Origin of the sequence: Streptomyces doebereineriae, from assembly GCF_031845645.1 — a bacterium.
In the GTDB taxonomy this organism is placed as follows: Bacteria; Actinomycetota; Actinomycetes; order Streptomycetales; family Streptomycetaceae; genus Streptomyces; species Streptomyces canus.
Map to the genome: position 1 here is coordinate 115998 of NZ_JAVREZ010000014.1, position 24459 is coordinate 140456.

General features: G+C 70.7%; 25 protein-coding genes and 1 pseudogene. 15 read left to right on the forward strand and 11 right to left on the reverse strand.

Annotation, left to right across the window (positions count from 1 at the left end; genetic code table 11):
* Positions 1–59 precede the first annotated feature (59 nt).
* Positions 60–1466: an alpha,alpha-trehalose-phosphate synthase (UDP-forming) gene (locus tag RNB18_RS33710; RefSeq protein ID WP_311717892.1), complete on the forward strand. Its 1407-nt coding sequence runs from the start codon at positions 60–62 to the stop codon at positions 1464–1466.
* A gap of 210 nt (positions 1467–1676) precedes the next feature.
* A complete protein-coding gene (gene otsB / locus RNB18_RS33715; protein WP_311717893.1) occupies positions 1677–2519 on the forward strand; it encodes a trehalose-phosphatase in 843 nt (280 codons plus the stop codon).
* 14 nt (positions 2520–2533) lie between these two features.
* Here the strand turns inward: otsB and RNB18_RS33720 are convergent, their stop codons facing one another.
* Together RNB18_RS33720 and RNB18_RS33725 are read right to left on the reverse strand one after the other, a co-directional pair.
* The gene (locus RNB18_RS33720) at positions 2534–2767 is read right to left on the reverse strand and encodes a DUF3263 domain-containing protein (protein ID WP_057608619.1); all 234 of its coding nucleotides are present in this window, start codon (positions 2765–2767) and stop codon (positions 2534–2536) included.
* A 33-nt stretch (positions 2768–2800) separates the two neighbouring features.
* Positions 2801–4102, reverse strand: coding sequence for an ABC transporter substrate-binding protein (locus RNB18_RS33725; protein ID WP_449657644.1), 1302 nt, complete (start codon positions 4100–4102; stop codon positions 2801–2803).
* Positions 4103–4177: 75 nt separating this feature from the next.
* Between RNB18_RS33725 and RNB18_RS33730 the strand changes: the two genes are divergently transcribed.
* From RNB18_RS33730 to RNB18_RS33740, 3 genes are all read left to right on the forward strand, one after another.
* Positions 4178–5122, forward strand: coding sequence for an ROK family protein (locus RNB18_RS33730; protein ID WP_311717894.1), 945 nt, complete (start codon positions 4178–4180; stop codon positions 5120–5122).
* Positions 5122–6333 carry an N-acetylglucosamine-6-phosphate deacetylase gene (gene nagA, locus RNB18_RS33735; RefSeq protein WP_311717895.1) on the forward strand — a complete coding sequence of 404 codons (1212 nt, stop codon included), beginning with the start codon at positions 5122–5124 and terminating at the stop codon, positions 6331–6333. The genes RNB18_RS33730 and nagA overlap by 1 nt, the downstream gene beginning before the upstream one ends.
* Before the next feature lie 78 nt (positions 6334–6411).
* The gene (locus tag RNB18_RS33740; protein ID WP_311717896.1) at positions 6412–7341 is read left to right on the forward strand and encodes a 1-phosphofructokinase family hexose kinase; all 930 of its coding nucleotides are present in this window, start codon (positions 6412–6414) and stop codon (positions 7339–7341) included.
* On the opposite strand, the gene RNB18_RS33745 is transcribed toward RNB18_RS33740, so the two are convergent.
* Both RNB18_RS33745 and cdgB read right to left on the reverse strand, forming a co-directional pair.
* Positions 7338–8312 (reverse strand): carbohydrate-binding protein, encoded by a 975-nt coding sequence (locus RNB18_RS33745; protein ID WP_311717897.1) that lies wholly within the window; start codon positions 8310–8312, stop codon positions 7338–7340. The two genes, RNB18_RS33740 and RNB18_RS33745, sit on opposite strands and share 4 nt — an antisense overlap.
* 121 nt (positions 8313–8433) lie before the next feature.
* Positions 8434–10092 carry a diguanylate cyclase CdgB gene (gene cdgB, locus RNB18_RS33750; protein ID WP_311717898.1) on the reverse strand — a complete coding sequence of 553 codons (1659 nt, stop codon included), beginning with the start codon at positions 10090–10092 and terminating at the stop codon, positions 8434–8436.
* 339 nt (positions 10093–10431) lie between these two features.
* Here cdgB and RNB18_RS33755 point away from each other — a divergent pair, with 339 nt between their 5' ends.
* Positions 10432–11007, forward strand: a complete 576-nt coding sequence (locus tag RNB18_RS33755; protein WP_311717899.1) for a flavin reductase family protein — start codon at positions 10432–10434, stop codon at positions 11005–11007.
* 42 nt (positions 11008–11049) lie between these two features.
* Positions 11050–11520, forward strand: coding sequence for a GNAT family N-acetyltransferase (locus tag RNB18_RS33760; protein WP_311717900.1), 471 nt, complete (start codon positions 11050–11052; stop codon positions 11518–11520).
* On the opposite strand, the gene RNB18_RS33765 is transcribed toward RNB18_RS33760, so the two are convergent.
* Positions 11517–12365, reverse strand: coding sequence for a sigma-70 family RNA polymerase sigma factor (locus tag RNB18_RS33765; protein WP_311717901.1), 849 nt, complete (start codon positions 12363–12365; stop codon positions 11517–11519). The two genes, RNB18_RS33760 and RNB18_RS33765, sit on opposite strands and share 4 nt — an antisense overlap.
* 102 nt (positions 12366–12467) lie before the next feature.
* Positions 12468–12896 carry an alternative ribosome rescue aminoacyl-tRNA hydrolase ArfB gene (gene arfB / locus RNB18_RS33770; protein WP_311717902.1) on the reverse strand — a complete coding sequence of 143 codons (429 nt, stop codon included), beginning with the start codon at positions 12894–12896 and terminating at the stop codon, positions 12468–12470.
* A gap of 183 nt (positions 12897–13079) precedes the next feature.
* Here arfB and RNB18_RS33775 point away from each other — a divergent pair, with 183 nt between their 5' ends.
* A complete protein-coding gene (locus tag RNB18_RS33775) occupies positions 13080–13655 on the forward strand; it encodes a TerD family protein (RefSeq protein ID WP_311717903.1) in 576 nt (191 codons plus the stop codon).
* 58 nt (positions 13656–13713) lie between these two features.
* Here RNB18_RS33775 and RNB18_RS33780 read toward each other — a convergent pair whose 3' ends face one another.
* On the reverse strand, positions 13714–13914 hold the full coding sequence (locus RNB18_RS33780; RefSeq protein WP_311717904.1) for a DUF397 domain-containing protein: 201 nt from the start codon (positions 13912–13914) through the stop codon (positions 13714–13716).
* A complete protein-coding gene (locus tag RNB18_RS33785; RefSeq protein WP_311717905.1) occupies positions 13911–14765 on the reverse strand; it encodes a helix-turn-helix domain-containing protein in 855 nt (284 codons plus the stop codon). Before RNB18_RS33785 ends, RNB18_RS33780 begins: the two co-directional genes overlap by 4 nt.
* 153 nt (positions 14766–14918) lie before the next feature.
* Here RNB18_RS33785 and RNB18_RS33790 point away from each other — a divergent pair, with 153 nt between their 5' ends.
* Complete coding sequence (locus RNB18_RS33790) at positions 14919–15380, forward strand: ATP-binding protein (RefSeq protein ID WP_311717906.1); 462 nt, start codon at positions 14919–14921, stop codon at positions 15378–15380.
* Positions 15381–15561: 181 nt separating this feature from the next.
* On the opposite strand, the gene RNB18_RS33795 is transcribed toward RNB18_RS33790, so the two are convergent.
* On the reverse strand, positions 15562–16716 hold the full coding sequence (locus RNB18_RS33795) for an RNA-guided endonuclease InsQ/TnpB family protein (protein WP_311717907.1): 1155 nt from the start codon (positions 16714–16716) through the stop codon (positions 15562–15564).
* A 242-nt stretch (positions 16717–16958) separates the two neighbouring features.
* On the opposite strand from RNB18_RS33795, the pseudogene RNB18_RS33800 reads away from it, so the two are divergent.
* Positions 16959–17120 (forward strand): annotated as a pseudogene (locus tag RNB18_RS33800) (Uma2 family endonuclease); the annotation flags it as partial.
* 21 nt (positions 17121–17141) lie between these two features.
* On the forward strand, positions 17142–17672 hold the full coding sequence (locus tag RNB18_RS33805; RefSeq protein WP_311717908.1) for a GNAT family N-acetyltransferase: 531 nt from the start codon (positions 17142–17144) through the stop codon (positions 17670–17672).
* Positions 17673–17691: 19 nt separating this feature from the next.
* Here the strand turns inward: RNB18_RS33805 and RNB18_RS33810 are convergent, their stop codons facing one another.
* The gene (locus tag RNB18_RS33810) at positions 17692–19098 is read right to left on the reverse strand and encodes a M1 family metallopeptidase (protein WP_311717909.1); all 1407 of its coding nucleotides are present in this window, start codon (positions 19096–19098) and stop codon (positions 17692–17694) included.
* 40 nt (positions 19099–19138) lie between these two features.
* On the opposite strand from RNB18_RS33810, the gene RNB18_RS33815 reads away from it, so the two are divergent.
* Positions 19139–19639, forward strand: a complete 501-nt coding sequence (locus RNB18_RS33815; RefSeq protein WP_311717910.1) for a hypothetical protein — start codon at positions 19139–19141, stop codon at positions 19637–19639.
* Between the two features lie 203 nt (positions 19640–19842).
* Here the strand turns inward: RNB18_RS33815 and RNB18_RS33820 are convergent, their stop codons facing one another.
* Positions 19843–20556: a pentapeptide repeat-containing protein gene (locus RNB18_RS33820; RefSeq protein ID WP_311717911.1), complete on the reverse strand. Its 714-nt coding sequence runs from the start codon at positions 20554–20556 to the stop codon at positions 19843–19845.
* Positions 20557–20683: 127 nt separating this feature from the next.
* Here RNB18_RS33820 and RNB18_RS33825 point away from each other — a divergent pair, with 127 nt between their 5' ends.
* The 3 genes from RNB18_RS33825 to RNB18_RS33835 all read left to right on the forward strand — a co-directional run bounded on the left by RNB18_RS33825 (position 20684) and on the right by RNB18_RS33835 (position 24442).
* Complete coding sequence (locus RNB18_RS33825) at positions 20684–21844, forward strand: NAD(P)-binding protein (protein WP_311717912.1); 1161 nt, start codon at positions 20684–20686, stop codon at positions 21842–21844.
* An 85-nt stretch (positions 21845–21929) separates the two neighbouring features.
* Entirely contained in the window at positions 21930–22910 is a 981-nt protein-coding gene (locus RNB18_RS33830) for a zinc-binding dehydrogenase (RefSeq protein ID WP_311717913.1), read from the forward strand.
* Between the two features lie 44 nt (positions 22911–22954).
* Entirely contained in the window at positions 22955–24442 is a 1488-nt protein-coding gene (locus tag RNB18_RS33835; protein WP_311718017.1) for an MFS transporter, read from the forward strand.
* The last annotated feature ends 17 nt before the right edge of the window (positions 24443–24459 follow it).

The window sequence follows — 24459 nt, forward strand, 5'->3', positions numbered from 1 at the left end:
CCGCGCACTGAGCGCAACCGTACGTTTGAGCGTTTCCGGGCCGGGCTAGGTTGTGGCGTATGGCTTCCACGTCTTCCGTGCAGGGTGCTGCCCAGGTGCTGGTCGCGTCCAACCGCGGCCCGGTCTCGTACGCGGTCCAGGAGGACGGTTCGCTGAGCCCCAAACGGGGCGGCGGCGGACTGGTCTCGGGGCTGTCGGCCATCGGTCCGGAGGCGGGCGCGCTGTGGGTGTGCTCGGCGCTGTCCGACGGCGACCGCGAGGCGGTGCGGCAGGGGGTCGGCGAGGACGGCGTCCGCATGCTCGCCATCCCGGCCGACGTGCACGCGGACGCGTACAACGGCATCGCGAACTCGGTCCTCTGGTTCGTCCACCATCTCCTCTACCAGACCCCGCTGGAGCCGGCCTTCGACGCGGAGTTCCGGCGGCAGTGGGGGTCGTACGAGACGTACAACCGCGCCTTCGCGGAAGCTCTCGCCGAGGAGGCGGGCGAGGGGGCGGCGGTCCTGGTCCAGGACTACCACCTGTGTCTGGTGCCGGGGATGCTCCGTGAGCTCCGTCCCGACCTGCGCATCTCCCACTTCTCGCACACGCCGTGGGCGCCGGTGGACTACTTCCGGATGCTGCCGGACGACATCGCGGGCCAGGTCCTTCGGGGCATGTTGGGCGCCGACCGGCTCGGCTTCCTCACCCGCCGCTGGGCGGACGCCTTCACGGCGTGCGCCACGGAGTTCGCGGACGGGCTCGGAGAGACCCGGATCGGGGTGCACGGGCTGGGCGCGGACGCCGACTTCCTGCGCGCCCGCTCCCACGAGGCCGACGTCGAGGAGCGCATCGTCGCCCTGCGCGAGGAGATCGGCGCGGGCCGAAAGACGATCGTCCGGGTCGACCGCACCGAACTGTCGAAGAACATCGTGCGCGGCCTGCTCGCCTACCGGCGGCTGCTGGAGTCGCGGCCCGAATGGCGGGAGCGGGTCGTGCACGTGGCGTTCGCGTATCCGTCGCGGCAGGACCTGGCGGTGTACCGGGACTACACGGCTTCGGTGCAGCGGCTGGCGGACGAGATCAACTCCCAGTACGCGACGCCGGGTTGGACTCCGGTCGTGCTGCACGTCAAGGACGACTTCGCCCGCTCGCTGGCCGCGTACCGGCTGGCCGACGTGGCGCTGGTCAACCCCATCCGGGACGGCATGAACCTGGTCGCGAAGGAGGTGCCGCTGGTGTCCGACGAGGGGTGCGCGCTGGTCCTGTCGCGGGAGGCCGGGGCGTACGAGGAGCTGGGCGACGACGCGATCGTGGTGAACCCGTACGACGTGGAACAGACGGCGGCGGCCCTGCACGAGGCCCTGACGATGCCGGCCCACGAACGGGCCGAACGAGCGAAGAGGCTCACCGCGGCGGCGACGGCACTGCCGCCGGCGCAGTGGTTCCTGGACCAGTTGAACGCGCTGAAGGCGGTGAGCAGGTGAACGCGGTGGGCGGGCGACCCCGGTGACCGGCTGGCGCCGTGAGCGGGCGACCCCGGTGACCGGCTGAGCGACTGCGCCGGTCAGGCGACTGGCCGACCGTGCCAACCAGACCACCCGGCCACCCGGCCCTCCAGCCACCAGCCGACTGCGCCACTGACCGATGCCCCGACCACCCGACTGCCCCCACTTCACCCCGCGGAGAGGTACCCCATGAGCAGCCACACCGACCCCGGCGCCCTGCCGAGCCCGGCGACGCCCGCCGGGCGGGACGGGCTGCGGGCGATTCTCGCGGAGCCGCAGCGGGCGGTCATCGGGCTCGACTTCGACGGGACGCTGGCGCCGATCGTGGCGGACCCGGAGCAGGCGCGGGCGCACCCCGAGGCGGTGGCCGTCCTCGCCGCCCTGGCACCGAAGGTGGCCTCCGTCGCGGTGATCACCGGCCGCCCGGCCGAGATCGCGGTCCGCTACGGCGGCTTCGCGGGCGTCCCCGGCCTGGAGCACCTGACGGTCCTCGGCCACTACGGCGCGGAACGCTGGGACGCGGTGACGGGCGAGGTCACGGCGCCCGAACCGCACCCGGGCGTGGCCGCGGTCCGTGCCGAGCTGCCGGAGTTCCTCGACGGAACGGGCGCCTGGATCGAGGAGAAGGGCGGCCGGGCGGTGGCGGTCCACACCCGCCGGGCCCCGGACCCCCAGGCCGCCTTCGACGCCCTGCGCGCCCCCCTCACCGACCTGGCCGGCCGGCACGGCCTGATCGTCGAGCCGGGCCGCCTGGTCCTGGAACTGCGCCCCCCGGGTATGGACAAGGGCGTGGCCCTCCTGACCCACGTCCGCGAACTGTCCGCCACGTCCGTCCTCTACGGCGGTGACGACCTGGGTGACCTCCCGGCCTTCTCCGCGGTCGACGACCTTCGCAGCACCGGCACCCCCGGCCTCCTGGTGTGCAGCGGCAGCGACGAGGTGACGGAACTGCGCAAACGGGCGGACCTGGTGGTGGACGGCCCGGGCGGCGTGGTGGGCCTGCTGCGCGCCCTGGCGGAACGACTCACCTGACCCTCACCCGGCCCTCAGCGTTCCTGCCGCCGCGCCTCCCGGACCCGGCGCAGGCGGTTCACCGTCACCGGGTCGAAGGCCAGGGCGCGCTCGTCGTCCAGCAGGGCGTTCAGCAGCTGGTAGTAGCGGACCGGCGCCAGCCCCAGCTCCTCCCGTATGGCCCGCTCCTTGGCGCCGGGGCCCGGGAAGCCGCGGCGCTCCAGGGCGAGGATGTCCCGCTCCCTGCGGTCCAGCTCCGGATGCTCCATGCCCGGAACCGTAACCCCCGCCACTGACAGCGACTACTCCGCCTTCTGCGCGGTCAGCTGCAGCGCGCGCAGCACCTCCGAAGGGCTCCCGCCCGAACTCACCGCCGACCCGATCTGCTTCTTCACGGCCGCGCTGACCGAGGCCCAGGACGTCTTGCCCACCGGAGGCAGCTCGGAGTCGGGCAGCGCGTCGAGGAAGGGCTTGAGGTCGGAGTCCCGCGAGGCCCGGCTCATGACCGAGGACGCGGAGTTGGTCACCGGCAGCAGGTCGTACTCGCGGGAGAACGCGAGCACGTTCTTCTCGCTGTACACGAAGTCGAGGAAGTCGCCGACCTGCTCGGCGTGCCCGTTCTGCTTGAAGGCCATCATCCAGTCGGCGACCCCCATGGAGTTCTTGGTCTCCCCGTGGGCCCCGGGCATGGGCACCATCCCGAACTTCAGCCCCTTGGCGGCGGCGGTCTTCATCAGCGAGGGATGCCCGTTGAGCATGCCGACGTCCCCGGCGGCGAACGCCGAGAACGCGGCGGCCCGGTTGAGGTTCTCGGGCGCGACCGGCCCGGTCAGCCCCTTGCCGACGAGGTCGTCCCTGAGCCAGGTCAGCGTCGTGACGTTCTCGCCGGAGTCGATGCCGTAGGTCCCGACGGAGTCGACGTACCCGCCGCCCCCGCTCAGCAGCCACTGCATGGTCTCGGCCTGCGCCTCCTCAGGACCGAGCGGCAGCGCGTACGGGTACTTCACCCCGTCCGCCTTGAGCGCCTCGGCATCCGCGGCGAGCTGCTTCCAGGTCGTCGGCGGGGTGAGCCCCGCGTCGGCGAAGAGGGTCTTGTTGTAGAAGAGCAGCCGAGTGGACGCGGCGAACGGCATGCCGTACTGCATCCCGTTGATCCGCCCCGCCGAGGCCAGCTGCGCGACGAAGTCCGCCTGCTCCCGGATCCCGATCAGGTCGTCGGCCTTGTACAGCAGCCCCTTGTCGGCGTAGTCGGCGTACGCGCCGATCTGCGCCATGTCGGGTGCCTTCCCGGCGTCGACCAGCTCCTTGACCTTGCGGTCCACGTCGGTCCAGGAGTACACGCTGACGTCGATCTTCACGCCGGAGTGCTCGGCCTCGTACTCCTTGACGAGCTTGTCCCAGTACTTCTGGGAGCTGTTGGCCGAGCTGTCGCCGTAGTCGGCAGCGACCAGCCTCAGCGTCACCTCGTCCGACCCGGCCCCCAGCCCGCAGCCGCCGAGGACCGCCGTCATGCCCAGCGCGGACACCGCCGCGATCGTTCCCGTCCTGCGCCGCCGCACCGACAACCGCCCCACACTCACGTTCAAAAACTTTCGAAAAGTCATACATATCTCCGACGTAAGGTCTACACCACGTGAGTGGACTAGACCTCTTGCGGGTCGAAGGGCCACACTGTCTCCGTGAGACATGTCATCGCCCTCGACGTGGGCGGCACCGGGATGAAGGCGGCCTTGGTCGGCGCGGGCGGCGAACTCCTGCACCAGGCCCGCCGGGCGACCGGCCGCGACCGCGGCCCCGACGCGGTCGTCGACGGCATCCTCGACTTCGCCGCCGAGCTGCGCGCGTACGGCATCGAGCACCTCGGCGCCCCCGCGCTCGCGGCCGGCGTCGCCGTGCCCGGCATCGTCGACGAGGAGCGGGGCATCGCGGCCTACTCCGCCAACCTGGGCTGGCGGGACCTCCCGCTGCGCGGGCTGCTCACCGACCGCCTCGGGGGCGTCCCGGTCGCCCTCGGCCACGACGTCCGCACCGGCGGCCTCGCGGAGGGCCGCATCGGCGCGGGCAAGGGCGCCGACCGCTTCCTCTTCGTCCCCCTGGGCACCGGCATCGCGGGCGCGATCGGCATCGCGGGGCGGGTGGAGTCGGGCGCCCACGGCTTCGCGGGCGAGATCGGCCACATCGTCGTACGCCCGGGCGGCACGCCCTGCCCATGCGGCCAACGGGGCTGCCTGGAGCGGTACGCCTCCGCGGCGGCGGTCAGCGAGGCCTGGGCCTCGGTCACCGGGAACCCGGAGGCGGACGCGGCGGACTGCGCGAAGGCGGTGGACGGCGGGGACCCGAAGGCCCGGGAGGTCTGGCAGCACGCCGTGGACGCCCTGGCCGACGGCCTGCTCACCGCCCTCACCCTCCTGGACCCCCGCACCCTGATCATCGGTGGCGGCCTGGCGGAAGCGGGGGACACCTTGTTCACACCCCTGCGGGAGGCGGTCCGCCAACGGGTCACCTTCCAGAAGCTCCCGACCATCGTCCCGGCGGCCCTGGGCGACACGGCGGGCTGCCTCGGTGCAGGCCTTCTGGCCTGGGATCTCCTCAACAAGACGAACAGTTCGGAGGCAACTCGCTGATGGCAACCCAGCCAGGGGCGCGGGGAACTGCGCGACCAGCCACGACGAACCGGCACCCCGCAACCGGCAAGGCCCCCCTCATCCTGTCCGGCGCAACAGTCGTCCTCCCCACAGGAACCGTCAAGAACGGCCGAGTGATCGTCGACGGCCCCCGAATCGTCGGCGCCGCCCCGGAGAACGCCCAGGCCATAGACGTAACCGGACATTGGCTCGTCCCCGGCTTCGTCGACATCCACAACCACGGCGGCGGCGGAGCCTCGTTCACCTCAGGCACCGCAGACGACGTAGTCACCGGCATCCGCACCCACCGGAACCACGGCACCACCACCCTCGTCGCCTCCACCGTCACCGGCGACATGGACTTCCTCGCCCAGCGAGCCGGCCTGCTGAGCGAACTCGCCGAGCAGGGCGACATCGCCGGCATCCACTTCGAGGGCCCGTTCATCTCCCCCTGCCGCAAGGGCGCGCACTCGGAGAACCTCCTGCGCGACCCCGACCCTGCGGAGGTCCGCAAGCTGGTCGACGCGGCTCGCGGACAGGCGAAGATGGTCACGCTCGCCACCGAACTCCCCGGCGGCATCGACTCCGTACGGCTCCTCGCCGAACACGGCGTCATCGCGGCGATCGGGCACACGGACGCGACGTACGAGCAGACCGTCGAGGCCATCGACGCGGGCGCCACCGTGGCCACGCACCTCTTCAACGCGATGCCGCAGATCGGGCACCGCGCGCCGGGCCCGATCACCGCCCTCCTGGAGGACGAGCGGATCACGGTCGAGCTGATCAACGACGGCACGCATCTGCACCCGGCCTCGCTGCAACTCGCGTTCCACCACGCGGCGGCACACCGCGTCGCGTTCATCACGGACGCCATGGACGCGGCCGGCTTCGGCGACGGCCGTTACATGCTCGGCCCCCTGGAGGTCGAGGTCAGCGAGGGAGTCGCCCGGCTCGTGGAGGGCGGTTCGATCGCGGGCTCGACGCTCACCCTGGACCGCGCCTTCAAGCGGGCGGTGACCGTCGACCGGCTCCCCCTCGAGGACGTGGTCGCGGCGATCTCCGCCAACCCGGCCCGTCTGCTGGGCATGTCCGACCGCATCGGCTCACTGGAGCCCGGCAAGGACGCCGACCTGGTCCTCCTCGACCATCAATTCGACCTCAAAGGCGTCATGCGCCGAGGGGAATGGGTGGTCGATCCCCAACTGGGCTGACATGTCCCGCTGTTGGGGCCGGTGCCGTCCTGGGAGACTGGACGGGCACATTCTGTCTCTCGGGGGAGGTCGGCCCAGGTGATCCTCACGGTCACGCTGAACACCGCTCTCGACATCACCTATCGCGTACGGTCGCTGCGGCCGCACACCAGCCACCGGGTCACCGAGGTCACCGAACGCCCCGGCGGCAAGGGCCTGAACGTGGCCCGGGTGCTGGCCGCGCTCGGCCACGAGGTGACGGTCACCGGCTTCACGGGCGGCGCCACGGGCCGCATGGTCCAGGACCGGCTCACCGCCGTTCCGGGCCTGGTGGACGCGCTCGTCCCGGTCACCGACCCGACCCGGCGCACGATCGCCGTGGTGGACGAACAGTCCGGCGACACCACCCAGCTCAACGAACCGGGTCCGACGGTGACGCCGGCGGAGTGGTCGGCCTTCCAGGAGGCGTACGAGGATCTCGTCCCGTCCGTCTCGGCGGTGGCCCTGTGCGGGAGCCTGCCGCCGGGGGTGCCGGTGGGGGCGTACGCGGGCCTGATCCGCACGGCGAAGGCGGCCGGGGTGCCGGTCCTGCTGGACACCAGCGGAGAGGCACTGCGCCGCGGGGTCGCCGCCCGCCCGGACATCCTCAAGCCGAACGCCGACGAACTCTCCGAACTGACCGGCTCCCACGAACCGCTGCGCGCGGCCCAGGACGCGCGCCGCCGGGGCGCACTCGCCGTGGTCGCTTCCCTGGGCACGCGGGGCCTGCTGGCGGCAACCCCGGAAGGCCGCTGGCGCGCCACGCCCCCGGCCCGTGTCCACGGCAACCCGACGGGCGCCGGCGACTCGCTGGTGGCAGGCCTGCTGTCGGGCCTGGTGGAACAACTCCCCTGGCCGGCCCGCCTGACCCGCGCGGTCGCCCTGTCAGCGGCGACCGTACTGGCCCCGGTGGCGGGCGAGTTCGACCGTGCGGCCTACGAGGAGCTGCTGGAGCAGGTGACGGTGACCGGTGAGGTCAGCGCGGCCTAGCTCTTGACCTGGCCCTTCTTGAGCCACACCTGGTCCAGGAGGACGTTGCACTTGTCCCCGTCCCCGCAGGAGATGCTGATGGTGTTGGTGCCCTTGGTGAGGGTGGGCCAGGAGTAGGTGGTCGTCCAGCCCTTGGCGAAGTCGCCGTCCTTCGCGTGCGCGTAGTTCTCCACGCCCAGCTTGGTGCCGAAGACCTTGCCGTTGACCGTGAGCGTCATCGACTGGTCTTCACCGGCGGTGCTGTAGTGCGCGAACAGCGTGTAAGTGCCGTCCGAGGGAATGCCGTTGACGGTCCACGTCACGGACGCGCCCACGTTGTTCAGGTTGCCGACGTAGATGCCGCCGTCGGACTGGGCGCCCTCGACGTCCGAGGCGAGAGCGGCGCCGCCGCCAAGGCGCAGCGCCTTGGCGTCGATCGTCTTCTTGTACTCCTCGCTCGCCGCGCTACCGCTGCTGCTCGACGCGCTCGGCTCGGAGCTCTGCGAAGTGGACGGCGTCGTGGACGCCCCGCTGTCGCCCGCCTTGTCGTTGTCGTCGCCGCCCGCCATCGCGATGCCGATACCTATGACGACCGCGGCGACCACCGCGATCGCGCCGATCAGCAGGCCCTTGGTGTTGGGGCCACCGCCCCGGCCGCCGCCACCGCTGTAGCCGGGCATGGCCTGCTGGCTGGTGGGAGCGCCGCCCGGGAAGGTCTCGGGGGCGGCGTAGTGGGCGCTGGGCTGGGTGTAGCCGTTCTGGCCCTGCTGCTGCGGGACCTGGCCGTACGGGCCGTTCGGCGCGGCCGGCGCCTGCTGCTGGCCGTACTGCCGCTGGCCGACCGAGCGCGTCCGGTTGACGGAGTTCGGGTAGCCGTAGCCATAGCCGCCACCGGACGGCGGCTGGGCGCCGTTGGCCTGGCCGTCGGCGTAGAGGTAGCCGAACGGGTCGTCGTCCTCGGGCGCGCTCGCCCCGTTGTTGCCGGACGTCATCCCAGGTACTCCTCAAACAGGTCGGCATCGGATGCGATACGGATGGTCAGAATGGCGAGCCTACCCGCTCCTGATGGCCCAAACGGGTGACTCGGATCGCATCAGCTCGCTGACCTGGGGATCATCCCGCGCGTCTGTGCTGTTTGGGACGAGATCGTTTCTCGACGTACATCCGTTCGTCGGCGGACTTCAGCACTTCGTCCGCCGTCATCCCGCAGTGCGCCCAGCCGATGCCGAAGCTGGCACCGACCCGGACGGCCCGTCCCTCGGCACGGATCGGCTGGATGATCTCGCTGCGCAGACGTACGGCGAGGTCGGCGGCGTCGGCCTTGCCGAGCCCGTCGGCGAGGATCACGAACTCGTCGCCGCCGAGCCGGGCCACGGTGTCGCCGTCGCGCACGCACTGGGACAGCCGCCTCGCGACCTCGATGAGCACCGCGTCACCCGCGTTGTGCCCGAACCGGTCGTTGATCGACTTGAAGCCGTCGAGGTCGCAGAAGAGCACCGCGAGCCCCTTGGTGCCGTCGTCGCGCTCCCCCTCGGGGGCGACGGTGTGCACATGGTGGTCGAAGGTGTCGAACGCCTCCGCGCCGACCGGCCGGAAGTCGAAACCGTGGCCGTTCGCGTCGAAGGCCGGGTGGCCGAAGGCCGAGTCGATCGACTCCAGCGCGGCCGTGTGGGTGGAGCGCTGCTGGCAGAGCCGGGAGGACAGCCGCGAGCGCAGCTCGGCGGAGTTCGGCAAGCCGGTCAGGGAGTCGTGGGAGGCGCGGTGGGCGAGCTGGAGCTCGCGGCGCTTGCGCTCCTCGATGTCCTCGACGTGGGTGAGCAGGAAGCGCGGCCCGTCGGCGGCGTCGGCGACCACCGAGTTGCGCAGCGACACCCAGACGTACGTGCCGTCCCGGCGCCCGAGGCGGAGCTCCGCGCGCCCGCCTTCTGCGGAGGTCCGCAGCAGGGTGCCTATGTCCTCGGGGTGGACCAGGTCGGAGAAGGAGTAGCGGCGCATCGCGGACGCGGGGCGGCCGAGGAGGCGGCACAGGGCGTCGTTGGTGCGCAGGATCCGGCCGTGCTGGTCGCCGCCCATCTCGGCGATGGCCATGCCGGAGGGGGCGTACTCGAACGCCTGCCGAAAGCTCTCTTCACTGGCCCTGAGGGCTTGCTGCTCCCTTTCGAGCCTGACCAGTGCGCGCTGCATGTTCGACCGCAGACGCGCGTTGCTGATCGCGATGGCGGCCTGGAACGCGTACATCTGGAGCGCTTCGCGTCCCCATGCCCCCGGCCTGCGGCCGTTGCGCGGCCGGTCCACGGAGAGCACGCCGATCAGCTCGCCGCACTGGCCGCCCTGCACGCCCGGCGTGTACATGGGCGCGAACAACCGGTCCGAGGGGTGCCACTCGTCCTCGAAGCGGGGCGCGGGGCCGTCGGTGTACCACTGCGGGACGTCGTCGTCGTCGAGGACCCAGCCCTCGGTGTGCGGGATGAAGACCAGGTCGCCCCAGGTCTCCCCCATGCTCAGCCGACGCTCCCAGGACTCACGGGAGCCCACCCGGCCGGTGATCAGCGACTCGGCGGCCTGGTTCCCGGAGAACGCGGCGACCACGAGGTCGCCGTCGGGGCGCACGAGATTGACGCACGCCAGTTCGTAACCGAGCGCGGTGACCACGCCGTTCGCGACGGTCTGCAGTGTGTCGGCCAGGCTGCGGGCCGTGTTCATGTCGGCCATGACCTGGTGCAGCTGTCGCAGGGACGCAAGACGGACGTACGGCTCCGACTCGCTCTCCATTGCTCGCCCTCCCCCCGAGACCTCGCAGCGAATCAAGGGTTCTCTTCGGCGTATCTTCAGTGCGGCTTCGTTGGTGCGGCTTCGTCGGTACTTCCCCGCCACTGAATCACAGCGCGCTGCCCACTCGGTACACAGGGTCAACAAATACCGTCCCTTGTGACTCAAGTCACAGCGAAAGATGAACAATTGAGTGGGGTTTCTGCGCTTTCCCTGTGCGTTTACTGAACGCAAACTTTGGGCGTTTGTGGACGCCGTGCCCATCTCCGCCGGTAGACCTAGGTCCGGCCTCGGACGAAGGCCCGATGCGGAGCGCACGGACCGGACATTAGCGTTTCCGGCGTGCCGAACACTCCCCCCGCCACCGCCCCGATGATCCCTCCACCCGCTTCCGGGCATGCTGTGGGGGTGAGCAACGACGAGTTCCGCGCCGCCATGGCCCGGCTGGCCGCAGGCGTGGTCCTGGTGACCGCGTTCGAGCCCCCGCTCGACGCCGACGGACCCGGGGGTGAGGACGTCGGCATGACGGCCACGGCGTTCCTGTCGGTCTCCCTGGATCCGCCTCTCGTGCTGGTCAGCCTGCGTACGGGCTCCCGCATGGACGACCTGCTCGACGAGCAACCCCACTGGGCGGTCTCCGTCCTGTCCGAGAGCCAGCGCCACATCGCCGGCCGCTTCGCGATGAAGGGCCGCATCAGCGACCGCCTCCTGTTCGAGGACATCCCCTACGTCCGCGGCGCGGTCACCGGCGCCGCACTGGTGGGCGGCGCCCTCGCCACCCTGGAGTGCCGCACCGAACAGCGCGTGGAGGCCGGCGACCACACCCTGGTGATCGGCCGCGTCCTGACGGCCGACGTGCCGAGCGCGGACGGTGGGCCGCTGACGTATTTCCGGGGCAGGTACCGCCAGCTGGGATGAATTCCGTGGCCGCGCGCCGATCCTCCGGCATAAGGTCCCCGGATGACATTCGCACCCCGCCTCGAAGAGGTCACACCCGGGAATTTCGAAACGGCGACCGGCATACGGGTCCGCCCCGAGCAGGAATTCGCGATCTCGCCGGTCATGCAGTCCCTCGCCGAGGCCTACGTGCATCCCGCGGGCGTCGCCTGGCCCCGTCTGATCGTCGACGGTGACCGCACGGTCGGCTTCCTGATGGCCTTCCTCGACATCGACTGGCGCGCCGACGGCGGCAGCGTCGTCCGCTCCGGCCTGTGGCGGCTGAACATCGCGGCCGACGCCCAGGGCAGGGGCTACGGCCGCTTCGCCGTCGAGTCCGTCGCCGCGGAGTTGCGCCGCCGGGGCACGAAGGAGTTGTACGTCACCTGGCACGAGGGCGACGACGGCCCGGCGGAGTTCTACCTGAGGCTCGGATTCCGCCGGACCGGGGAGCTGAGCGGGGGCGAGACGGTCGGGGTGCTGAGCCTCGACTAGACGAAGGTGATCTCCAGCCGGGCCGCCCGGACCGGGTCCGTGGTGATGTCGATCACAGCGATCCGGTCGTGTACGAACGTGAACGCGAGCGTTCGCTCCACGAGGCCGTCCCGCAGGAGCGCGATGCCGGTGCGGCCCTCGACGAGAACGGGCACCGCGACGCCGACGATGTGCCGCGAGTAGCTCGTCGCCCCCTTGGCCACGGCCAGGGCCCCCGTCGTCACCCCGACCTCCGTGCGCACCACGACATCCGGGTCCAGGACCTCCAGCAGCCCGTCGAAGTCACCCTCGCGCGCGGCGGCGAGGAAGGCGTCGACGAGTTCACGCCGGCGCGCCTGATCGGTGTCGGTGGCCTGGGCGCCCCGCACCCGGCGCCGGGCCCGGCTGGCGAGCTGGCGGGTGGCCGCCGGGGACTTGCCGATGACTCCGGCGATCTCGTCGTAGGGGACGGCGAAGAGGTCGTGGAGGACGAAGGCGAGCCGTTCGGCGGGGCTGAGGGTGTCGAGGACGACGAGGAGGGCGCCGCCGACCGAGTCGGCGAGGAGGACGTCCTGTTCGGGATCGGGGACAGTGGCCGGCACCGGCACCGGCACCTCTGGCTCCAGGGGCTGTTCGGCACGGGACCTGCGGGAGCGGAGCATGTCGAGACAGACCCGGCCCACGACGGTCGTCAGCCAGCCACCGAGGTTGTCGACGTGCGTGGTGTCCGACCGGCTCATCCGCACCCACGTCTCCTGCACCGCGTCCTCGGCCTCGGCTGCCGACCCGAGCATCCGCCGCGCCACCGCCCGCAGCTGCCCCCGGTGCGCCTCGAACCGTTCGGCCAGGAAGTCGTCGTCGCCCATGGGTCACCGCTCTCGTCGTCGTACGCCGTCGGTGAATTGACGGACGGGACGGAGCAGATGTGACACATGCAGGTCGGTTGATGATGTGTGGGAAGGCCGGGGTTACCCCCAGTCCCGCCCCTGCCGCCCCCGCTTGGTGTCCGAGCGCTGCTTCTTCTCCCTCAACCGCCGCTCATTGATCCCGCGCGGGATGCGCGTCGCCCGCCGTGGCTTGGGCGGCGGCGCGGTGGCCTCGGCGAGGAGCGCCGCGAGCCTTACAGCGGCGGTCTCGCGGTTGCGCCACTGTGAACGGTGCTCGGAGGAGCGGACGGTGACGACCCCGTCGACGAGCCGCCCGGCCAGCTTGTCCAGCGCGCGCTGCTTCCACACGTCGGGCAGGGACTCGGTGCGGGCCAGGTCGAAACGCAGCTCCACCTGGGAGTCACTGGTGTTGACGTGCTGGCCACCGGGGCCGGAGGAGCGCGAGAAACGCCACATGAGCTCGGCCTCGGGGAGCGAGACGGAGCCGCGGATGACGTGGGGACCGGACATGTGCTCCATGTTCCCGGCTCTGTCCGGTCCACGTCACCCGAATATCCCCGGGCGGCAGCCCTCAGTTTGGTAAAGAAAGTAAAGACACGGGGAACCTTCGACGCCCCTCGCGGCGTTCATACGGGTAGCTGTAACTTCAAGCCCGTACTTGCCGTACATAAACGAGGGAAGGACTCCCAAACCATGGCTGTAAGCCTGTCCAAGGGTGGCAACGTCTCGCTCACCAAGGAGGCTCCGGGCCTGACCGCCGTCACCGTGGGCCTCGGCTGGGACGTCCGCACCACCACCGGCACGGACTTCGACCTCGACGCCTCCGCGATCGCGGTCAACACGGAGGGCAAGGTCTACTCGGACGGCCACTTCGTCTTCTTCAACAACAAGCAGACCCCGGACCAGACCATCGTCCACACCGGTGACAACCGCACCGGCGAGGGCGCGGGCGACGACGAGGCGATCAACGTCAACCTCGCCGGCCTCCCGGCCGACATCGACAAGATCGTCTTCCCGGTCTCGATCTACGACGCGGAGAACCGCTCGCAGAACTTCGGCCAGGTCCGCAACGCCTACATCCGCATCATCAACCAGGCCGGCGGCGCCGAGATCGCCCGCTACGACCTCTCCGAGGACGCGGCCACGGAGACGGCGATGGTCTTCGGCGAGCTGTACCGCAACGGCGCGGAGTGGAAGTTCCGCGCGGTGGGCCAGGGCTACGCGTCCGGCCTGGTGGGCATCGCGCAGGACTTCGGCGTGAACGTCTGACACGCGCTGCGCTGAGCTGAACGGGAGCCCCTGGTCGTACCGGCCGGGGGCTCCGGCGTCAGCTCTGTGACACGAATGCGGTCCAGGTGGCCGGGGTGAAGGCCAGGCGGGGGCCAGCTGTGGTCTTGGAGTCGCGGACGTGGACCCTGCCGGGGGTGGCCGCTATCTCGACGCAGGACTCACCGTCGTTGCCGCCGCTGTAGCTGCTCTTGAACCACACCAGGCCGGAGAGGTCTTCGGCCGCGGGCTTGCGGGTCATGTTTCTCCCAGCAGTTGCTCGATGAGGGACAGCGACTCTCCTGGTGAGAGAGCCTGCGCCCGGATGGTGCCATATCGCAGCTCAAGGATGCGCAGCTGTTTCGGGTCCGTTGTCGGGCGCCCGCTGAACGCGCCGTCGGAGCGCCCAACTGCCGTACCGTCCGGAAACTTCAGCACCTCGATCCTTCCGTCCAGGCCGGAGTGCACCTCGGAGTTCAACGGCATCACCTGAAGCATGACGTTGTGCAGCCGTCCCACCTCCAGAAGGCGTTCGAGCTGCCGCCGCCACACCATTGTGCCCCCGATAGGACGGCGCAGGGCCGCCTCTTCGAGCACGAAGTGGATGGACGGGGCCGGGTCGCGTTCGAAGACCGACTGCCGGGCCAAACGGGCCGTGACCATACGTTCCACGTCGTCCGGCGAGTAGGGCGGCTGAGCCGCCGAGATCACGACCCGTGCGTGCTCCGGCGTCTGCAACAGCCCAGCGATGATGTTGCACTCGTACACGCCGATCTCGACGGCCTGCCCCTCCAACTTGGCCAGCTCGCGCACCTTCTTGGGATACCGGACCTTCTTGACGTCCTCCCAAGTTGCGGCGATCAGCCCACCCGCCCTCAACACCTCGTCGGCCCTGTCCAGATACTCCTGTCGAGGAATCCTCTTCCCGCCCTCGATCTTGTAGACCAGGTCCTCGCCGTACCCGACCGACTCCCCGAACTCGGCGGCCCGCATCCCCACCGCCTCCCTCCGCAGCTTCAACTGCCGCCCCACCGTGGCGATCACCGCGACGCCCCACTCGTCGTCCGGGTCGACCTCCCAGCCCGGTTCCACCGACTCGCCGTCCACGCTCATCCGCGCCCCTCCGCCGTACGTCCATACCCGCGACGCCCCTACCCGTACGACCGCCCCCGACAGCCCGGACACGACCGGACAGCTCCGGACAGTCACCGTACGTACCGGTGTCGTCACTGTTCACGGTAAGCACCCACGGCCACGCTGAGTGACGTGAATCAAGAAGCCGCCGTGATCCGGAACTTCAGCGTCCTGCTGTCCCCCACACCCCGCGGAGCCCGCTTGGCCCGACTGCTGGCGGTCGAACAACTCCGTGAGTGGGTACTCCCGTTGCACCCGGCGGAGCACATCGTGGCCGAGCTGGCGGCGAACGCGTCGACACATGGCCGGGTCCCGGGGCGCAACTTCCGCCTCACGCTCTACTTCGTCGGCGCCACCCTGCGCATCGAGGTCACGGACACCCGGAGTGACCGTCTGCCACGCACCGAACTCCCCGCACCGGAAGCCGAGTCGGGCCGGGGTCTCGTACTCGTGGACGCGCTCGCCGACCGTTGGGGCGTGGCTCCGGGGCCCCGCCCCCGCAAGACGGTGTGGGCGGAAATCGACCTCTCACCGGAGCCCGGAAACCCGTACTTCGGTGGTCCGGGCGGTCTTTTTCCAAGAACTCCTGGGTGAAAGAACCCGACCAAGCCCCACCTTTCCTCCCGCCTCGAAGCGCAGCTCACCCGCCCGAGTCACCTTCTCGGCCGTGAACGGCCGAGCTTATGCACTCGGTCCATTCACGCCTCGTCGCGCTCCCGACTGCCCCCTACGACAGGACGGTCACGGGTCGCATCCACCCAACCCCTGGTAGCTGTCAGGGGGAGGATGCGGGTGCGGTGACAAGCACCCACGCCGAGCGTGCACGTTCGCGCACGTTGACCCCGGCGACGACATCGGCCGGACCAGCGAGCCCGCACCGACGACAACAAAAGTGGTCCCGGTCGGACCGGTTGGCCCGCTCGGTATGCCCGCAGCGCGGACAGCGCTGCGAGGTATAACGCGCATCCACCTCCAAAAACGGCACCCCAGCCCGCTTAGCCTTGTAGGCAAGGTGCTGCCCGAGCTGGTGGAAGGGCCAGGAGGAAAGCGTGCCCCGCTGGTCGCGGCGAAGCCGTACCCGCTCACGGATCCCGCCGAGATCCTCGACGGCGATCCCGCGACCGGTGCGTTGCGCGACGGACACGATCTCTTTACTGATCTTGTGGTTCACGTGGGTGGCATGGCGCTGCTCCTTGCGTGCGCGGCGGGCGAGGCGGCGAGTGGCCGAGCGCGTGTTCTTCTTCTGGAGTTCGGTGCGTTTGCCCGCCTGCCAGCGCCGGTAGCGGGAAAGCTGGCGGCCCTGGTGGTTGGTGCCGTCGGACGTGGTCGCCAGATTCACGATGCCCCGGTCGACCCCGATCCAGTCGACCGGCTCATACACCTCCGGTTCGGGAACGTCACAGGTGGCGACCAGGAACCACTTCCCGCCGCGCCGGACAAGGTCGCTCTCGCCCTTGCGGTGCGTCACGAGCGTCTTGAACTGGTCGGGCGAGCAGACGAAGCGGATGCCCTTCATGCGCCCGTCCACCGTCCAGATCGACACCGTGCGCGCGTCGTACTGCCAGGACAGGCAGCGGTCGTCGAAGGGCTGCGCCGCCTCCGGCCGGAAGACGATCGGTGTGCCGACCGCCTTGCGGTACCGCTTGGAGGTAGGAGGGCCCAGATTCCCGGACTGCAAACCGGCCTTGAGAGCGGCGTAAGCGTCGACGACCTTCTTCACCGCCCGCACCACCGGCTGCGCCGACAACCCGAAAGCCGCCTTCAGATCCGCATAGACCTCCTTCTGCAGGCCATTGCGGTCCTTGAGGCTTTTGGCGAAGGCAACCTGCGAGGCGTAGGTCGCGGCCCGGTTGCAGGCACGCAAGGTCGCCTCCAGCGCCGACGCCTGCTCAGGCGTCGGCAGCAACTTCACCTGCACGACCAGCTTCACGACATCGGACCGTAGTACGACCCCAGCACACACGACCGACATTCATCTCACGATCATCCCCACCAGCGACCCCACAAGACGATTGTTCGCATTCCACTACTCTGCTGGCACCCCGCAGACGGTCAGCGCCCAGCAGCGAGCGACGCGGCGACGCTCCGCGTCGCGACCACGGGAGGCGATCCCTCCTCGGCATGAATGCCGGGACATCTCGCCAGAATCAGGTTGAACATCGCCAACTCAGCACCGGAACCGTCCTCACCGACATCCACCCCACTCCCGACGGCCCCCGTTACGCCACCCGCAAGGACTTCGTCTACGGCGAGGACGTCACCATCGGCGACTGGACGATCTCCACGGACGACCTGCCGCGCTACAAGGACCAGCCCTCACAGCCGCAGCCGTAAGCCTCAACTACTCTGCCCCGCATGCTCCTCACCCCCCTCCACCTCACCCCCGACCACGACATCCCCGGCCCCCTCCTGACCGAACTCACCGCCCTGTACGCCGCCAACCGTGACTTCATGGCGCTCAGTGGTGACTTCCCGGACCCGGACGACATCCGGCCGGAGCAGGTGGCGGCGGCGCTGGCCGAGGAGCTGGCGCATCCGGATGCGGAGGTGCTGCTGGCGCGCAGTGAGGGCCGGCTGGTCGGGGTGGCCATCACGCTCGCCCGGCACCCGGACCGGGCCGACCCGGACCCGTGGATCGGGCTGCTGATGGTGGACGCGGAGGTACAACGGCAGGGCTACGGCCGTCGGCTCGCCGCCCTCGTCGAGGACCGTTTCCGCACCGAGGGCCGTACCGCCGTACGCCTCGCCGTCCTCGACGGCAACGACCGCGCCCTCGCCTTCTGGACGGCCCTCGGGTACGGGGTCATCGACCGCCGCCCGGACCTGCAACTCGGGCGCCCCTGCTCGGTGCTGCGCAAGCCGCTGTCGGAAAGCCAACAGGCCTGACCGGACCGGGCCCCGCCGGCTACGCGCGCTCCGGCTTCCCGTCCCCGTACAGCCACTCCTCCCAGATCGGGCCGAAGTCCTTGTCGGGGGCGAGCCGTTCGACGTACGTCGTGAAGTCGTCGGTGTCCGCGGTGCCGTGGCGGTGGGTGGTGTGCCAGTGCCTGAGGAGGGCGCGGAAAGCGGTGTCGCCGAGCCGCTGTCGGACCTTGTGGAGGACCATCGCGCCGCGCTGGTAGACGGGGCTGTCGGAGAGGTGCGCGGCGCTCGACGGCTTGCCGGGCGGGAAGTCCCAGAGGTCGTCGTAGACGTCCTCGCCGTGCGTGTACAGGTCGTCGAAGGTCTTCTGGGCGCTGTCGCCGCCGTGGTCCTCGGCCCACAGCCACTCGGCGTAGGTCGCGAAGCCCTCGTTGAGCCACATGTCCCGCCAGGTCTTCGGCGTGACCGAGTCTCCGTACCACTGGTGGGCGAGTTCGTGGACGAGGGTCTCGGTGTCGGGGGCGCCGGGGAAGAAGGGGCGGTTCTGGGTCTCCAGGGCGTAGCCGGCGTCGCCCTCGCGGTCCACGATCGCGCCGGTGGAGGAGAAGGGGTACGGGCCGAAGGTGTCCTCGGACCAGGCCATGACGGCCGGGATCTGCGCCAGCACCTTCCGGCTCGCTTCGGCCTGCGCCGGGTCGACGGCGGTGTGGACGGGCAACCCGTCGGGAGTGGTGGTGCGGTGGATGTCGTAGTCGCCGATCGCGAGGGTGGCGAGGTAGCTCGCCATGGGTTCGGCGGTGTGCCAGGTGGTGGTCGTACGGCCGCCGCTGGTCCTGCTCGCCGTCAAGTCGCCGTTGGAGACGGCCTGGAGGCCCTCGGGCACGGTGATCGTGAGGTCGTAGGACGCCTTGTCGGAGGGGTGGTGGTTGCCGGGGAACCAGGCCATCGAGCCGGTCGGTTCGCCGAGGGCCAGCGCGCCGTTCTCGGTGGGCAGCCAGCCCTCCTCGGAGCCGTCGGGGTCGGTGATCGTCTTCGGGGTGCCGGAGTAGGCGACGGTCACACGGAAGGCGCTGCCCTCGTCGAGGTCCTCGTGCGGGCGCACGGTCAGCTCCTGGCCGGTGCGGTTCCAGCGGGCCCTGTCGCCGCCGACGGTGACCTTCTCGATGTCCAGGCCGTCGAGGTCGAGGTTGAAGGCGGAGAGGTCCTGGGTGGCGCGGGCGGTGAGGGTCGCGGTGCCGGAGAGCCTCTCGGTGTCCGGGTCGTAGGCGAGGGCGAGGGCGTAGTGGGTGACGTCGTAGCCGCCGTTGCCGGCCTTCGGGAAGTACGGGTCGCGCAGGCCGGAGCCGCCGGGGGTGCCGTGCACTCCTCCGTCGCACGCGGTGAGGGCGCTCGCGAGGAGCAGGGCGGCGGGGAGCAGGGCGGCGGGGACGAGCGGCGCGGATCGGGACACGTGGTGATCCTATGAGAGGCCGCGTGACACCATCTCGTACGTGCTCGACATCGGCTACGCCCTCTCCAACCGCTTCCCGGACCCGCCGCAGACCGACTACCGCCGCGCGGACGTCCACGCGCTGCGGCACGACCTGTTCTGCGGAGATGTCTATCTCGCGGACACCAAGGAGGACCGGGAACTGTCCACAGCCTGGGGATGGGTGCCGGTGCTCGACTTCGCGTGGGCGCTGTGCGACATCGCGGAACGCCTCGATCGTGACCCGGCGGGCTCCCGCGCCTCCCGCCCCCAGCACGCGGAGCTCGACTTCACCGAGTCCACCGACCGCATGCTCTTCGAGCGCCGCTTCGGCTGGGTGGACATCGAGGCCGACTGGATGCCGGTGGAGGAGCCCCCGCTCACCTTCTCCCACGCGGACCTGCGCCGCGAGGCCCGCGACTTCCTGCACGACCTCATCGCCGACCTGATCGACCTCCACGACGACCTGGGCGAGAACCCGGCGATCTGGACGCTCCAGGCACGGTTCCCGAGGTTGAAGTGATCATGGAGAGCCGGCATCCCGGTCGACGAGGATCTGCTGCGGTCGGGCCGGTGCCCTGGTCGAAGGTGTAGCAAGCAGTGCGCCGACGCACGGCTAATGCGACCGCGCACCGGGGACCGACCTGACGCCCACGACTGCGCCCGGAACCCAAGGCCCGGCTCCGGCAGCTCGGAAGAGAGCGTGCGAGCCCGCCCGCGCCCGCCTCACCCCTCCACCCGGATCCCCACCTCCGCCGCCAACGCCGGTGCCAGGTCCAGCAGTTGTGACGGGCTGATCACCGCCCCGGCCAGCCGGTCGATCCCCCGGGCGATCTCCAGGACCGCGGCGCCGCGCAGGTCCACGTCCTTGAGGGTCGCCGCCGTGAGGTCCGCGGCCTTGAGCGTGCAGTCCACGAACTCCACGCGCTCCAGCCGCGCGCCGCCGAAGTCCGGTTCCACCAGGACGCAGCTCTCGAAGACGACGTCCTTCAGGACGGCCGTGCGCAGGTTCAGATAGTCGATCTTGCCGCCTCGGATCACGACCCGCTCCAGGGCCGCTCCGTGCAACTGCACTCCGCCCAGCCGGGCGTCGATCAGCTCGACGTCGCGCAGGGTCGACTCCGCCAGGTCGGTGCCCACGCCCCGTATGCCGGTGAGGACCGAGTCGAGGAAGCGGGCGTGGTGGAGCCGGGTCTCGTCCAGCGCGCAGCTTCTCAGCGCGCAGTCCATGAAACGGGCCCCCGCCCCGTCCTGCCCCGCGAAGTCCGCCTCCAGGAACTCCAGCCCGTCGTAGTCCCCGTCCGGCTCCAGCTCCCCTCCCCCATGCGGCTCCAGCGGTGGCAGCCGCACCTCCGGCCGCCGCGCCCCCTTCACCCGCGAGCCACCCGCACCGCCCGCACCACCGGACCCGCTGACCCCAGCCGTCGCTCTCCTCGCCATGCCCCCATCCTGCACCCCACCACTGACAATCCCCCTGACCTGCACAGACAGCGCCCATGTCACATTCCGGTCCCCTCAATCAGTCATACCGACGACGGACCCACCCGAGCAGAGGGAGACCCCAGCCATGCACCGCATCACCGTCATCGGCGGCGGCCTCGCCGGGCTGACCGCGGCGATCTCCGCCGCCGAGGCGGGCGCCAAGGTCACCGTGTACGAGTCCCATCACACGCTCGGCGGCCGGGCCCGGACCGCCGAGGGGCCGTACCGCACGAACGACGGCCCGCACGCGCTCTACAAGGCCGGCCCGCATTGGTCCTGGCTCCAGCAGCGCGACCTCATCGGACCGCTCGCACCGCTCCCCCCTCTGGAGGCGGCCCGGCTGCGGCTGAGGCACAAGGGCGCACTGCGCCGCACCCCGCCCTTCGCGATGCTCAAGCTGTTGCGCCGCAGTGCCCAACAGGCTCCGGTCGACGTCGACTTCCTGTCCTGGGCCACCGGGCAGGCCGGCGAGGAGGGCGCCCGCGCCGCCGCCCACTACTCCGCCGTCGCCCTGTTCCATCACGACCCGGGCGCCCTGTCCGCCGCGTTCGTGCAGGAGCGGCTGCGGCGTGCCACCAAGCTGCCGCCCGAGGCGCACTACCCGCGCGGCGGCTGGGCCGGCGTCGTCGACCGGATGGCCGCCCGCGCCTGGAACCTGGGCGTCCGGATGGAGACCCTGTCCCGTGTCGACACGCTGCCCACCGACACCCCGGTCGTCGTCGCCACCTCCCTCGACGCGGCCCGGCGGCTCCTCGGCGACGACTCGCTGACCTGGCCGAGCGGCCGTACGACACTCCTCGACCTCGCCCTGCGTACCCGGCGGGGTGACGCCTTCGCCGTCGCCGACCTCGACTCCCCCGGCTGGATCGAACGGTTCACCGCCCAGGACCGCACCCTTGCACCCGCGGGCGAACAGCTCCTCCAGGGGCAGATCCCGATCGCCCCGCACGAGACCAGGGCGGACGGGGTCGCGCGCGCGGAGCAGCTGCTCGATCTCGCCTTCGACGGCTGGCGCGAACGCGTCACCTGGCGACGCGAGTCCATCGCGAACGGCCGTACGGGAGCCGTCGACCTGCCCGGCACGAACTGGCGCGACCGGCCGGCCGTCGACCGGGGCGACGGCGTCTATCTCGCGGGCGACCAGGTCGCCGCGCCCGGGGTGCTCTCGGAGGTCTCCTTCAACAGCGCGCTCACCGCCGTATCGCTGGCACTCGGCCGGAACGCCCTTGACCTCAAGCATGCTTGAGGTCGGAGGGTGGGTGTCCTGCCGACAGAGCCCTGACCGCAGAGTCCCGACCTGCGGCGCTCCTGCCCACAGAGGGAGACCCTCCATGCATGCCGTCCGCCTGCACACCTTCGGCCCCGCCGAGAACCTCACCTACGAGCAGACCGACGACCCGGCACCCGCCCCCGGACAGGTCCGTATCGCCGTACGGGCGGCCGGTGTCCACCTCCTGGACACCGCCCTGCGCGAGGGGCAGCAGGGACCGCTGCCCCGGCCGACCACGCTGCCCACCATCCCCGGCCGGGAGGTCGCCGGAGTCGTCGAGTCCCTCGGTGACGGCGTCGCCGAGCTGTGGCTCGGCAAGCGCGTGGCCGCACACCTCGGGTTCGCCCCCGGCGGCTACGCCGAACTCGCCGTCACCGATGTCGACCGCGTCCACGAGATACCCGGGAACCTCGACTTCGCCCAGGCCGTCGCCATGATCGGCACGGGCCGTACGGCGATGGGGATCCTGCAGTTCGACGAGCTCGGCCCGGACTCGGTGGCCGTGATCCCGGCGGCCGCCGGAGGCATCGGCACACTGCTCGTGCAGTACGCGAAGAACGCCGGAGCGACCGTCATCGGTCTCGCGGGCGGACCGTCGAAAACGGCACGGGTGCACGCCAACGGCGCCGATCTCGCCGTCGACTACCAGGACTCCGCGTGGCCCGGGAAGGTCCGCGCCTTCCTCGGCGGCCGGCCCGCCACCGTGGTCTTCGACGGCGTGGGCGGAGACGTCGCCCGCGAGTGCGTCGCCCTTCTCGGCCACCAGGGCCGGCACATCGTCTTCGGCTGGTCCGGCGAAGGGATCCACGACGGACAGCCGTACCTCGTCGAAGGCGTCTCCGAGCAGGTCCTCGGGCCCGTCATGGCACAGAAGGCCGGAGGACCCAACCCGATCCGCACCCTCGAACTGCGCGCCCTCGCCGAAGCCGCCGCGGGCCGTCTCACCCCCGCCGTACAGCGTTTCCCGCTCGCCGACGCGGCCGCCGCGCACCGGGCGCTGGAGACCCGCGGCACGACCGGAAAGGTGGTCCTGGAGCCATGACACGTCCAGATGCGACTCGTAACGATTCATGGTCTTCCGACCAGATGGGCGTCACCCAGTCGGCCGAATCGGCGGACCCCCGTCGCTGGTGGGGCCTGGTGGTCATCGCCCTCGCGCAGCTGATGGTCGTCCTCGACGCGACCATCGTGAACATCGCGCTCCCTTCCGCACAGCAGGACCTGGGCATGTCCGATGCCAATAGGCAGTGGGTGATCACCGCCTACACGCTCGCCTTCGGCGGCCTCCTCCTGCTCGGCGGCCGCATCGCCGACCTGGTGGGCCGCAAGCGCACCTTCGTGATCGGGCTGGTCGGCTTCGCCGCGGCCTCGGCACTCGGCGGCGCCGCCACCGGCTCCGGCATGCTCTTCGCGGCCCGAGCCCTCCAAGGCGTGTTCGCGGCCCTGCTCGCCCCCTCCGCGCTGTCCCTGCTGACCACGACGTTCACCGATCCGAAGGAGCGCGGAAAGGCCTTCGGGATCTACGGCGCTCTCGCGGGCTCCGGTTCCGCCATCGGGTTCATCGTCGGCGGGCTGCTCACCGAGTACCTCGACTGGCGCTGGTGCCTGTACGTCAACGTGCCCATCGCCGTCGCCGCCGTCTTCGGCGCCCTCGCCCTGCTGCACGACCGCCCCGGCCACGCGGGCGCCCGCCTCGACGTGCCCGGTGTGCTGCTGGGCTGCGGCGGCCTGGTCGCGATCGTCTACGGCTTCAGCGAGGCCCAGCCCCGGGGCTGGAGCGACGCCCTGGTACTGACCCTGATCGCGGGGGGCGTCGTACTCCTCGCGGCCTTCGTGTGGTGGCAGTCCCGGGCCCCCATGCCCCTGCTCCCCCTGCACATCGTCAAGGACCGCAACCGCGCGGGCTGCTTCCTGACCATGGGACTCGCCGTCATCGGGATGTTCGGGCTGTTCCTGTTCATGACCTACTACCTGCAGGTCGTGCTGGCCTACTCCCCCGTGCGGACCGGCCTCGCCTTCCTGCCGATGACCGCCGCGATCATCGTCGGCTCCACCCAGATCTCGGCCCGGCTGATGAACCGCGTTCCACCACGCATGCTCATGGCCCCCGGCATGATCCTCGCCGCGAGCGGCATGCTGATCCTCACGCAGATGACCGTGAACAGCTCCTACGCGACCGAGATCCTGCCCGCCCTGCTCCTCATGGGCCTCGGGATGGGCCTCACCTTCATGCCGGTGTTCTCCACCGCCACCGCGGGCGTCGCCCCGCACGACTCCGGCGTGACCTCGGCGACCATCAACACCTCGCAGCAGGTGGGCGGTTCGATCGGCACGGCCCTGCTCAACACCATCGCCACCACCAGCAGCACCGCCTACGTCACCGCCCACCTCACCGACCCGTCGAAGAAGGCCCTGATCGTCAGGGAGGGCGTCGTCCACGGCTACACGGTGGCCATCTGGTGGGCCGTCGGCATCATGCTCCTGGCCGGCCTGGTCGCGGGCCTGATGGTGACGGCGAAACCGCCGAAGCAGGGCGCTCCCGCTCCGGCACCGGCGCCTGAATCGGTGGTGTGAGGGCGAAGGGGCGGCCC